Source organism: Plesiomonas sp. ZOR0011 (genome assembly GCF_000800945.1).
In the GTDB taxonomy this organism is placed as follows: Bacteria; Pseudomonadota; Gammaproteobacteria; order Enterobacterales; family CAMTGL01; genus Plesiomonas; species Plesiomonas shigelloides.
In genome coordinates, this window is the sequence record NZ_JRKB01000033.1 from 21,173 (window position 1) to 33,479 (window position 12,307).

The 12,307-nt window shown below is 50.3% G+C and carries 11 protein-coding genes; 8 read left to right on the forward strand and 3 right to left on the reverse strand.

Going from position 1 to position 12,307, the window contains the following annotated elements:
• Positions 1-92 precede the first annotated feature (92 nt).
• The 3 genes from L975_RS05525 to L975_RS05535 form a co-directional block, all read right to left on the reverse strand.
• Entirely contained in the window at positions 93-485 is a 393-nt protein-coding gene (locus L975_RS05525) for an MAPEG family protein (protein ID WP_010861938.1), read from the reverse strand.
• A 138-nt stretch (positions 486-623) separates the two neighbouring features.
• Positions 624-2,519 (reverse strand): EAL domain-containing protein, encoded by a 1,896-nt coding sequence (locus L975_RS05530; RefSeq protein ID WP_047707637.1) that lies wholly within the window; start codon positions 2,517-2,519, stop codon positions 624-626.
• 23 nt (positions 2,520-2,542) lie between these two features.
• A complete protein-coding gene (locus tag L975_RS05535) occupies positions 2,543-2,899 on the reverse strand; it encodes a molybdopterin-binding oxidoreductase (protein ID WP_177326619.1) in 357 nt (118 codons plus the stop codon).
• Positions 2,900-3,360: 461 nt separating this feature from the next.
• On the opposite strand from L975_RS05535, the gene L975_RS05540 reads away from it, so the two are divergent.
• The 8 genes from L975_RS05540 (at position 3,361) to cydA (ending at position 12,296) form a co-directional block, all read left to right on the forward strand.
• Positions 3,361-4,065, forward strand: a complete 705-nt coding sequence (locus L975_RS05540; RefSeq protein WP_010861935.1) for a Bax inhibitor-1/YccA family protein — start codon at positions 3,361-3,363, stop codon at positions 4,063-4,065.
• Positions 4,066-4,343: 278 nt separating this feature from the next.
• Positions 4,344-6,113 (forward strand): aspartate--tRNA ligase, encoded by a 1,770-nt coding sequence (gene aspS / locus L975_RS05545; protein WP_047707638.1) that lies wholly within the window; start codon positions 4,344-4,346, stop codon positions 6,111-6,113.
• Positions 6,114-6,115: 2 nt separating this feature from the next.
• Positions 6,116-6,556, forward strand: coding sequence for a dihydroneopterin triphosphate diphosphatase (gene nudB / locus L975_RS05550; RefSeq protein WP_047707640.1), 441 nt, complete (start codon positions 6,116-6,118; stop codon positions 6,554-6,556).
• A 55-nt stretch (positions 6,557-6,611) separates the two neighbouring features.
• On the forward strand, positions 6,612-7,355 hold the full coding sequence (locus tag L975_RS05555; protein WP_010861932.1) for a YebC/PmpR family DNA-binding transcriptional regulator: 744 nt from the start codon (positions 6,612-6,614) through the stop codon (positions 7,353-7,355).
• Positions 7,356-7,358: 3 nt separating this feature from the next.
• A complete protein-coding gene (ruvC, locus tag L975_RS05560) occupies positions 7,359-7,880 on the forward strand; it encodes a crossover junction endodeoxyribonuclease RuvC (protein WP_010861931.1) in 522 nt (173 codons plus the stop codon).
• 97 nt (positions 7,881-7,977) lie between these two features.
• Positions 7,978-8,601, forward strand: a complete 624-nt coding sequence (gene ruvA / locus L975_RS05565; protein ID WP_010861930.1) for a Holliday junction branch migration protein RuvA — start codon at positions 7,978-7,980, stop codon at positions 8,599-8,601.
• A 72-nt stretch (positions 8,602-8,673) separates the two neighbouring features.
• Entirely contained in the window at positions 8,674-9,687 is a 1,014-nt protein-coding gene (ruvB, locus tag L975_RS05570) for a Holliday junction branch migration DNA helicase RuvB (RefSeq protein WP_010861929.1), read from the forward strand.
• A gap of 1,034 nt (positions 9,688-10,721) precedes the next feature.
• A complete protein-coding gene (gene cydA, locus L975_RS05575; protein ID WP_010861928.1) occupies positions 10,722-12,296 on the forward strand; it encodes a cytochrome ubiquinol oxidase subunit I in 1,575 nt (524 codons plus the stop codon).
• Positions 12,297-12,307: the final 11 nt, after the last annotated feature.

Sequence of the window (12,307 nt, forward strand, 5' to 3'; positions counted from 1 at the left end):
TGTCTTACCGCCACAGAGCAGGGCGGTAAGTGTGAGCAAACATGATCAAGCCGCGTGGTTATCGGTTAACGCCGGGCAGATCAGCACGCGTATTACAGATAAAAAATCTGTGACCACGGCAGGTAATAGAGATTACCGATAATCATAATGATTAAGGATGCATAGGTTGCGCCCATGCCGCCTTTGCGCCAACGCAGTTCGCGTTCATGCAAACCGAAATAGTGCAGAATGCGGCCAATCAAAAGCATGGCACCACACAAATGCAGCAGCCAGCCGCTTGCGCCGTTCATTTCCATCACAATCAGTAAGATGATCCCGATAGGAATGTATTCCACCGCATTACCGTGGATCCGGATTGCAGTTTGCAGCTGATAGAACCCGCCATCGCCAAAGGCCACTTTGTACTGAAACCGAAGTTTTACCACATCAAGGGAAAACTTAATCAGTAACAGCGCACCAAGTACCGCATACAGGGCGCTAATCATCCTGATTTGCTCCAAAGATAAACACAGAGAATAAAAAAATATCACTCATCATAGCTTTGTGTGATGAATGTGTCTTGGGCTAAATGGGATACCGCAGCATTTAGTCTCTTATGCGTAAATTGTAACATGGCTCGCGGGTTAAGAAACCACCTCTTGCATATCTCTCAGATAAGTGTGATTGAGCATAAACAGGTTGATTCCTTCGGCGGGCAAGGCCCGACAGAAGTGATCACCTTGCACCCAATTGGCAGAGATCATGCTGGAGATTGATTGGAACTGACGCGACGTATTGATCTGGTCAAAAATAATCCGAATATTCAACCGTCGTGCTATTTGTAAAATCCCGCGCAGCAAAATTTGCTGCTTACGATTGCGCGTTAGCTCGGTATAGAGCGTGCAATCAATTTTGATGTAATCAAGCAATACGCGCTGGAAGGCCACCAGTGAGGCCGGATTACGACCAAACCCACCTAAGGCCAGTTTCAGCCCCATCTTGTGCAGGTTGTACAACACCGCCGTCATGGCATCGCTCGGGTTATCACCATCGATTTGCAGCGTCACCCGATCTGGATTGATTTCATAGGTTTTCAGCAATTCAGCCAGCAGAGGTGGTAACTCCGGATACAGCAAGTAATTACTGATCGGGATACACAGCGCCAGGGGTTGCTGCGGAAACTCAACATGCCATTGTTGCAGCTGTTGCAGGCTTTTGTTCAGCATCCAGTGACTAAGTGGCCGCGTCAGAGAGCTGTTTTCCGCCAGCTGCCACAACTCACGGGTGCTCACTTGACCAAAGCGTGGGTGATACCAGCGTGGGCTGGCTTCCACCATCCGCACTTGTTGAGTACAGGCATCCAAAATCGGTTGGAAGTGCAGCGTGAGGGCTTCTTGCTCCAGATCTTGGCGCAAGGTTTCTGATAGCGCGCGTAACCGCTCGGTTTTGTGCGCTTGCAGTGGACGGGTAAAAGTGACAATCCCGGTTCGGTGTTGCTGGCGTGCTTCGGTCAGTGCCATCTCCGCCGATTGCATCAAGGCTTCTTGCTGACGTTGAGGATTGCTGATCGCCGCGCCGCAGCAAAACAGCACTGAGGTTCGCTGAGGTAAATAGTGACTCATCGCCCGCAGTTTTTCTTGCAGTTGCGAGGCAATTTGCTGCAATTCGGTATCTTTGTGTACCGGCAACAGCAGGGCAAACTCATCATTGCCGGTGCGGAACAGCTGGCTATCCGCCGGACGCACTTTATTTAAACTGTGGGTGGTCAGCCGTAGCACCAGATCGCCGGTTTCAAAGCCAAGACTACCGTTAATCATGCGAAATGATTCAATATCAAACAGCATCAAACCGACCCGCTGGTGGTCGTAATCAATGTGATGCAGCGTATCCAGCAGTTGCGCGCGCTTGGGTAAGCCGGTGACAGGGTCTTGTGTGGCGCGCTGACGCTCGGCGCGTAATTGGCGTGCCAGCAGGTAAAAGCCGGTCAGCGCAATGATCAGCGCGGCAGCCAGTGTTACGCCCAGCAGACGGCTGGCCAGCAGCGTGCTGTCATTACCGGTTAACTGATAGTAGCGATAGACATGGAAAAATTGGTTTATCAGCCGGTCGAGGCTGGTCGCGTGGCGATCGAGAACCTGCTGCACCTGCTGCAAATTGAGTTCACTGAGCGTATCTTGGTTAAAGAGCGGTTCTAGCGTTTTGAAATCGGTGAAATAGTCACGAATAACATGGTCAGCACCGGTTACCTGATCGACGGCTTTGCGCTCTTCGCCTTCCAGCAGCACCGGAAAACGGCTCCACATCACTTCATAGCGCAAGTACAGTTCATCAATGTCGGCTTGACCGGAGCGGTACAGTTTGAGCGCCGATTGCATTTTTTGCTGCTCCATTTGCAGCTGCATCAGCGCCCACGAACTGTTGGAATGGGTGATCTTGAGCGATCCCACTCCCAGCGTGAACAATATGATTGATAGCAGGGCAAAAACAGCAAAGGCCGCTCCCAGCGCCCAGAGCCATTTATTGCTTTTTGACCAGGTCATCCCAACCCTCATTTTAGCCACGGTTAATCCTTAACCGCCCGGATGCTTTTTATCTGCCATGCCATTTGAGCATAGAATAAGGATTTGTGTAATACCGGATATTGATCCAACGGTAAAATTAACCACAACGGTCCTTTATCCCGAATTCGCATTGGTTTGCCGTCTATTTCTGTCGCCAGTATCGGAGCATACGGGGAGAGGTCCGCGGGAGACAGTGTGATTTGGTAACCGTTGATTGCCTGAATTTCGATGCGCTGACTGTAAATACCGGCTTGTGCTAGCACTTGCGACAGCTTTGGCCCAGAAAAGGTATGGCGCTGCTCTGTCCATGGGGTACAGGTGCTGATGCTAAATTGCGGCATCGCGTTGAGCTGTGTCATGGATAATTGCGTCGTCTTTCCTTGCCCATTGGTGAGTTGCAGCACGTGAGATGCGTAGGCGGGCTGAGTGACCGCCAGCGCGCTCAATAGCAGCATGCTACATAAGCAAAAAGAGAAAGTGATCCGGCAACGGAGAGAACTGACGCAGCGGTTGTCCAAAAGAACGATCCTTGTGTTATTTTTTATGATGTACAGAGCACAAATTTGAGTTGACGTTAATTTTAGGCAAAAAAGACACAAATAGAAACAATGCAGTCATTCGCAGGCTTACAATGCAACTTGCATAAATGCGCAATCAGGTTAACTTCTTGTATATCTGAAGGTCTGGCGGAAAATCGGCTCAACAAAATCAATCAATCGATTGTGTTGAGGAGAAAAACGACATCATCGGCGTGGTAAACCTGCTTATGGTGACACGGCGACTTCCGGCAGACAACAAAACAGCAAAAGGGTGACGGATTATGTATCCAAATTCAAATGGTGCGCTCGTTGAACGAGCAAAAGGTGGTATCCAGGCGTATCTGGCACAAGTCTATGGATGGATGACCTGTGGCTTGCTGTTAACTGCGTTTGTGGCGTGGTATGCGGCCAGCTCTCCAGCTGTCCTCAACTTTGTTTTCTCCAGTAACATCACGTTCTTCGGGCTGATTATCGCTCAGTTAGCACTGGTGTTTGTGCTCTCTGGTATGTTGCAGCGCTTAAGTGGCGCAATGGCTACCTCACTGTTCATGCTCTATTCGGCGCTGACCGGCTTGACCTTGTCCAGCATCTTTATCATGTATACCGCAAGCTCCATCGCCTCGACTTTCTTGGTGACTGCCGGTATGTTCGGAGCGATGAGCCTGTATGGTTATACCACCAAGCGTGATTTGAGCGGTTTTGGCAACATGTTGTTCATGGCGCTGATTGGTATCGTTCTGGCGTCACTGGTTAATATGTGGCTCAAGAGTGATACCTTGATGTGGGTGATCACCTACATTGGTGTGGTGCTGTTTGTCGGCTTAACTGCCTATGACACTCAGAAGCTGAAAATGATCGGTGAGCAGTTATCTGTCGACGATAAAGAGAACTTCCGTAAGTACTCCATTGTCGGTGCGCTGACTCTGTATCTGGACTTCATCAACCTGTTCTTAATGCTGCTGCGGATCATGGGCAACCGCCGCTAATACAGATTTTGAACACTCAGCACACATTCAGCATCATTGGCCCCGATTAATCTCGGGGCTTTAGTTTTATTGGATAGTCATTATCCTTTATAATACTCGCCTTTTGTCAAAGGCCATAAGGTCGGTTGGTTTGCCTCGTTTACGGATGCCGATGTCTGTAAACGAGGCAAACTCAGAGTTGGTACGAAAATTAAAAGCGAGTGATTTCGGCGAACATAACAGGCTGTAAAAACCTCACAGCGTCGGCATTGCTTCGTTTTACCAAAAGGATGTAAACCATGCGCACCGTATATTGCGGACAATTAAATCGCACCCACGAAGGGCAAGAAGTGACCCTGTGTGGCTGGGTACACCGCCGTCGTGATTTGGGCGGCCTGATCTTTATCGACATGCGTGACCGTGAAGGTGTTGTGCAGGTTTTCTTCGATCCGGATCATCAGGAAGCATTCCAGCAAGCCTCTGAGCTGCGTAATGAGTTTTGTATTCAGATTAAAGGTATTGTGCGCGCCCGTCCGGACAGCCAGATCAACAAAGATATGGCGACCGGGGAAGTGGAAGTCTTCGCCCAATCCCTGAACATCATCAACCGCGCTGAGCCTCTGCCGCTGGACTTTAACCAGACCAACACCGAAGAGCAGCGTCTGAAGTTCCGCTATCTGGATCTGCGTCGTCCAGAAATGGCTAGCCGCCTGAAAATGCGTGCCAAAGTGACCAGCTTTGTTCGTCGCTTTATGGATGACAATGGCTTCCTCGACATCGAAACTCCGATGCTGACCAAAGCCACACCAGAAGGTGCGCGTGACTACTTGGTGCCAAGCCGTGTGCACAAAGGCAAATTCTATGCGCTGCCACAGTCGCCACAGCTGTTCAAACAGCTGCTGATGATGTCCGGCTTTGACCGTTACTATCAGATCGTGAAGTGCTTCCGCGACGAAGACTTGCGTGCTGATCGTCAGCCAGAATTTACCCAGATCGATGTGGAGACCTCCTTCATGAGCGCCGAGCAGGTGCGTGAAGTGATGGAGCGCATGGTGCGTGAACTGTGGAAAGACGTGAAGGGTGTGGATTTTGCTCCGTTCCCAATCATGACTTGGGCCGAAGCTATGCGCCGTTTCGGCTCTGATAAGCCGGATCTGCGTAACCCACTGGAAATCGTTGATGTTGCTGATCTGGTAAAAGACGTTGATTTTAAAGTCTTCTCAGGCCCAGCCAATGATCCGAAAGGCCGCGTTGCAGCTATCTGCGTACCTAAGGGTGCCGAGATGAGCCGCAAGACCATCGACGAATACACCCAGTTCGTGGGCGTATACGGCGCGAAAGGTATGGCATGGCTGAAAGTGAACGATCGCGCTGCCGGTCTGGAAGGCGTACAAAGCCCAATTGCAAAATTCCTGAACGCTGAAGTGCTGGAAGGCATTCTGAGCCGTACTGGCGCGCAGAGCGGCGATATCGTTCTGTTCGGTGCTGACAGCTGGAAAGTGGTAACTGATGCACTGGGTGCACTGCGTATCAAGCTGGGCCGTGATTTCGGTCTGACAGATCTGCAAGGTTGGGCGCCTCTTTGGGTTATCGACTTCCCAATGTTTGAAGAAGATGACGAGGGTGGTTTGGCTGCTATGCACCATCCATTCACCTCGCCACGTGACATGAGCCCAGCAGAGCTGAAAGCGAACCCACTGATCGCGACAGCGAACGCGTATGACATGGTCATCAACGGCTACGAAGTGGGTGGCGGTTCTGTGCGTATTTACAGCAGCGAAATGCAGCAAACTGTATTTGGCATTCTGGGGATCAACGAACAAGAACAGCGCGAGAAGTTCGGCTTCCTGCTGGATGCGCTGAAGTTCGGTACGCCTCCACATGCGGGTCTGGCTTTCGGTCTGGATCGTCTGGTGATGCTGATCACCGGTACTGACAACATCCGTGATGTTATCGCCTTCCCGAAAACCACAGCTGCCGCCTGTTTGATGACCGAAGCACCAAGCTTTGCCAATCCAGCAGCACTGGCTGAACTCTCTATTGATGTTGTAAAAAACATCAAGGAGTGATCATGAAGTTTAAGCGCCCGGAATCGGTACTGGTAGTCATTTATTGTTCCCAAACCGGACGGGTGCTTATGCTGCAGCGCAAAGACCACCAGGCTTACTGGCAGTCCGTCACCGGAAGCCTAGAGGCTGACGAAACGCCGCAGCAAACTGCACAGCGTGAAATCAGGGAAGAAGTGGGCATCGATATACAGGCCGAAGGATTAACGCTGACCGATGTCCAACGCTGTGTGGAATTTGAGCTTTTTGAGCATTTACGCCACCGTTACGCACCCGGTGTGACCCGCAATCAGGAGCACTGGTTTATTCTGGCTTTGCCAGAAGAGCGTGAGGTGGTCATTTCGGAACATCTTGCCTACCACTGGTTACCAGCCGCTGAGGCGGCCGCACTAACCCGCTCATGGAGCAACCGGCAGGCAATTGAAGAGTTCGTAATTGGGTGCTGACGCTGGTCAATCCGACTGGTATTTGCACCAACATAAGATTAAAGCGGAGATTGTTATGGCAGGTCATAGTAAATGGGCCAACATTAAGCACCGTAAGGCAGCACAAGATGCCAAGCGTGGCAAGATTTTTACCAAGCTGATTCGTGAGCTGGTGGTCGCAGCAAAAATGGGTGGCGGCGATGTTGCTAGCAACCCGCGTCTGCGCGCTGCAGTGGATAAAGCACTGTCCAATAACATGACCCGCGATACGGTCAACCGTGCCATTGCCCGCGGTGTGGGTGGTGACGACGATAGCAACATGGAAACCATCGTATACGAAGGTTACGGTCCAGGCGGCACTGCTGTTATGGTTGAATGTCTGAGTGACAACCGTAACCGTACCGTATCTGAAGTTCGTCACGCGTTCACTAAGAGCGGTGGTAACTTGGGTACTGATGGTTCCGTATCTTACCTGTTTACCAAAAAAGGCGTGATCTCTTACCCAGCTGGTCTGGATGAAGATACCGTGATGGAAGCAGCACTGGAAGCCGGTGCCGATGACGTTGTTGTGAACGATGACGGCTCTATCGACGTATTCACCAGCCCAGAAGATTTCGGTAGCGTGAAAGATGCGCTGGATGCAGCTGGTCTGGAAGCAGAAATGGCAGAAGTATCTCTGATCCCATCCACCAAAGCTGAGTTGGATCTGGAAACTGCACCTAAGTTGCTGCGTCTGATCGACATGCTGGAAGACTGCGACGACGTGCAGGAAGTGTATCACAACGGTGATATTTCCGACGAAGTGGCTGATCAGCTGTAATCAATGTCGATCATTTTGGGGATCGACCCCGGCTCGCGGATCACCGGTTATGGCGTGATCCGCCAGCAGGGCAGGCATCTGGAGTATCTGGGCAGTGGTTGTATTCGCACGGCAGTTGATGATTTACCGAATCGTCTGCGACTGGTGTATGCCGGTGTTTGCGAAATCATTACGCAGTTTCGTCCGGATGTGTTTGCCATCGAACAGGTTTTCATGGCGCGCAATGCCGATTCAGCGTTAAAGCTCGGTCAGGCACGCGGCGCGGCAATCGTTGCTGCGGTTAACCATGATTTGCCGGTGTTCGAATATGCCGCACGGCAGGTTAAACAGACAGTCGTCGGTACAGGTGCTGCCGAGAAAGTTCAGGTGCAGCACATGGTTAAGACGATCCTCAAACTGCCGGGTAGCCCGCAGGCAGATGCGGCGGATGCGCTGGCGATCGCCATGACCCATGCGCAGATTTGTCAGCATGCCATCAAGCAGCGAGATCCGCGCTTGCAAATCACGCAAGGGCGTTTTCGTTAACCCGTCGCGGTAACCTTTATAAAAGGCTGGATATTCATCCAGCCTTTTCGTTATTCTATGCCGTATCGCAGCAACAACAGATAACAAGGGGATAAGCGTGATAGGACGTTTACGTGGCTTGGTTGTGGAAAAACAACCTCCGGAAGTACTGCTGGATGTTAACGGTGTGGGTTATGAAATCCAGCTGCCGATGACCTGCTTCTACGATTTGCCGGATATCGGCCAAGAAGCGATCATCTTTACTCACTTTGTGGTGCGTGAAGATGCCCAGTTGCTGTTCGGTTTCAATAACAAGCAAGAGCGCGCCTTGTTCCGTGAGCTGCTGAAAACCAATGGCGTCGGACCAAAATTGGCGTTGGCCATTTTATCCGGTATGTCTGCCGCGCAGTTTGTTGGCGCAGTAGAGCGCGAAGACATCAGTACACTGGTAAAATTACCGGGTGTGGGCAAGAAAACGGCCGAGCGTTTGATCGTCGAAATGAAAGATCGCTTCAAAGGCATGGCGACCTTCGATCTCTTTACCCCTGCCGATGATTTGGCCGGTGCGGTGGCGCAATCGGCGCAAGTGGTTAAGCAAGCCGATGTGGAAGAAGAAGCCGCGTCAGCACTGGTGGCTTTGGGCTATAAGCCGCAAGAAGCTAGCCGCATGATCAGCAAAGTGGCCACCGAAGGTGCCGATTGCGAAACCCTGATCCGAAATGCTTTGCGTGCGGCGCTCTAAAGTAGCGTGGCAAAACAGATAAACCGATTAACTCCCAGTGACCATCAAACAGCGTACAACAAAGGCTAACGGATGATAGAAGCAGACCGCCTGATTTCCCCTGTGCAGACCGTTCGTGAAGAAGAGGTCATTGACCGTGCGATCCGGCCACGATTACTGAATGAATACGTCGGTCAGGACCATGTACGTGCGCAAATGGAGATTTTCATTCAGGCGGCGCGTATGCGAGCCGATGCGCTGGATCACGTGTTGATTTTTGGTCCTCCAGGGTTGGGCAAAACCACGCTGGCTAACATCATCGCCAACGAAATGGGCGTGAGTATCCGCACGACCTCTGGGCCGGTACTGGAAAAGGCCGGTGATTTGGCGGCCATGCTGACCAACCTCGAGCCGCATGATGTACTGTTCATCGATGAAATCCATCGCCTGTCACCGGCTGTTGAAGAAGTGCTGTATCCAGCGATGGAAGATTATCAGCTGGATATCATGATCGGGGAGGGGCCGGCGGCGCGCTCAATTAAATTAGACTTGCCGCCGTTTACCTTAATTGGTGCCACTACCCGAGCAGGCTCACTGACATCACCGCTACGCGATCGTTTCGGCATTGTGCAGCGTCTGGAGTTTTATAAGGTCGAAGATCTAACCGATATCGTGCGTCGCAGTGCGCGTTGCCTTGGCTTGAATATGCAAGCAGAAGCGGCGCTGGAAGTGGCGCGTCGTTCACGTGGTACACCACGGATTGCAAACCGTCTTTTGCGCCGAGTGCGTGATTTTGCCGAAGTGAAAGGGTGCGGCGATATCGAGCTGGATGTGGCCGGTCGTGCTCTCGATATGCTGGACGTTGACACCGAAGGCTTTGATTTTATGGATCGCAAACTGCTGCTGGCGGTGATTGATAAGTTTATGGGCGGTCCGGTTGGTCTGGATAACCTTGCGGCAGCGATCGGTGAAGAGCGTGATACGATTGAAGATGTGTTGGAGCCGTACCTGATTCAGCAGGGTTTTTTACAGCGCACGCCACGCGGGCGTATTGCAACACAACGTGCTTATCAGCATTTTGGTTTAGAAAAACCAAGCGATCAATAAGTTATACCCAAACGACTTGGCGTTGTAGGTAGGCGGCAAGTCAGTGAATCCCCATGAGCATAGTCAAACTATGTGATTGGGTGAACAATCGTAGCCAATACCGCAGCAGCTTCAAGTAGGAAGAGTATAGAGTTCAATAAGCGTTTCGTTATTCCTTTCCCCTAAAACAAAAGGCCCGGATTATCCGGGCCTTTTGCTATCAATTAACTAATCACTTATTTGTTTTGCATCATAAACAAGTCACTGAATAATTTGGTGTAAGTTTTTGCGAACTTGTTAAATAATGTGGTGCGCATATCTGCTCCGCAGTGATGATGGTCAAATTTTTTAGATTGCGACAGGCTTCATTCTCACTGCCTCAATTTCATGGCGCAAATTATATGCAGGTCGGAATAAAAACAGAAACGACAAAAACTAAGGGATTTGCATTAGATTAAGTAATGTCATGTTGTGACGATGTTCAGATATATCAAACTGTATCAATTTCAATGTGCTTTTTATGTAAAGCGCAATGTTAAATCACGGTGTGTTATTTGCCATGGGCAATATGCATGCCGATGGGTGCTCGATGGGAAAAAAGAATAATTATCATTGCATGCTGTAGAAAAGTGTCATAACGCTGAGTTAATTAAACAATGCATTAACATATTTTGCTTTATTTTATCCGTAATTGAGCTGCATCAATTTTCGTTTGCGAGTATTATTTAATGGTATTGATGGTGATCAATTTTTGCCGTCTCGTCAGCGAAAAAATAGATTGATCTGACAGCAAAAAATATAACTTGAATCACTAAAAAACTTATTCCGTATAAGGGATTAGAGGCGTAATATTTAGTCAGCCTGTCATTTAGGTTGCTGTTATGTGATGACTTCGTTCATAAAATGAGTGCGTAACTTTTTATGAACGCAGAAATTGAATAGTCTGGGGCTCATATATCGTTACACTCCGTGGTGGTAACGATATACAAAACGATCTTGGCAACGGAGTTGAGGGTCGAGAGTCGGAGTCTTCCTGCAAGAAGCAAGGAGTCGTGATGTTAGATGTCGTTGAACTATCAAGATTGCAGTTTGCACTAACTGCAATGTATCACTTCCTGTTTGTTCCACTCACATTGGGCATGTCATTTTTGCTTGCCATAATGGAGTCGGTCTATGTCATGACCAACAAACAGATTTACAAAGATATGACCAAATTCTGGGGCAAGTTGTTTGGTATCAACTTTGCTCTGGGGGTAGCTACCGGTCTGACCATGGAGTTCCAATTCGGGACTAACTGGTCTTATTATTCCCACTATGTAGGGGATATCTTCGGTGCGCCTCTGGCGATTGAAGGCCTGATGGCTTTCTTCCTGGAGTCTACCTTTGTTGGTATGTTCTTCTTTGGCTGGGATCGCCTGTCTAAACGTCAGCACCTGATGGTGACATGGCTGACAGCGATTGGTACCAACATGTCCGCACTGTGGATCTTGGTTGCCAACGGCTGGATGCAGAACCCAGTAGGAGCCGAATTTAACTTTGAAACAATGCGTATGGAGATGGTCAGCTTCGCGGAGCTGGTGATGAACCCTGTTGCGCAGGTTAAATTCGTTCACACTGTGGCTGCCGGTTATGTTGCAGGTTCCATGTTCGTACTGGGTATCAGTGCTTACTACCTGCTGAAAAAACGTGATATTCCATTTGCGCGCCGCTCGTTTGCGATTGCCGCTAGCTTTGGTATGGCCTCTATCCTGTCTGTAATGGTACTGGGTGATGAGTCAGGCTATGAGCTGGGTGATGTGCAGAAAGTGAAGTTGGCGGCTATCGAGTCCGAGTGGGAGACTCAGCCACCTCCAGCATCCTTTACCCTGTTCGGTATTCCGAATCAGGAAGAGATGCGTACCGACTTTGCTATCAAGATCCCGTATGCGCTGGGTCTGATTGCCACGCGCTCGCTGGACACGCCGGTAATTGGTCTGCGCGATCTGCTGAAAGAGCACGAAGTTCGCATTCGTAACGGTATGGTGGCTTACGATCTGCTGCAAAAACTGCGTAATGGCCAAGATACACCGGAAATTCGTGCGCAGTTTGATGCCGCGAAGAAAGATCTGGGTTATGGCCTGCTGCTGACTCGCTATACCAGCGATGTTGCCAACGCGACCGAAGCACAGATCCAACTGGCGGTAAAAGATTCTATTCCGCAAGTGGCGCCTCTGTTCTTCAGCTTCCGTATCATGGTGGGTGTGGGCTTTGTGCTGCTGTTCATCATCGGTATGGCGTTCTTCCAGACTTGCCGTCATAAGATTGAGCAAAAACCATGGCTGCTCAAATTGGCACTGTGGGGTATCCCACTGCCATGGATCGCCATCGAAGCTGGCTGGTTCGTGGCTGAGTACGGTCGTCAACCATGGGCGGTGGGTGAGATCCTGCCTGTCACCTCGGCAGCCTCTGCCATCGGTGCCAGCGATGTGATCTTCTCCATGCTGCTGATCTGTGGTCTGTATACTCTGTTCCTGATTGCAGAAATGTACCTGATGTTCAAGTTTGCCCGTCTGGGCCCAAGCAGCCTGAAAACTGGTCGCTATCACTTCGAACAGACCCGTGCACCAGTCGCAGAAGATGCCAAGGCATAAGCAGGAGCCTG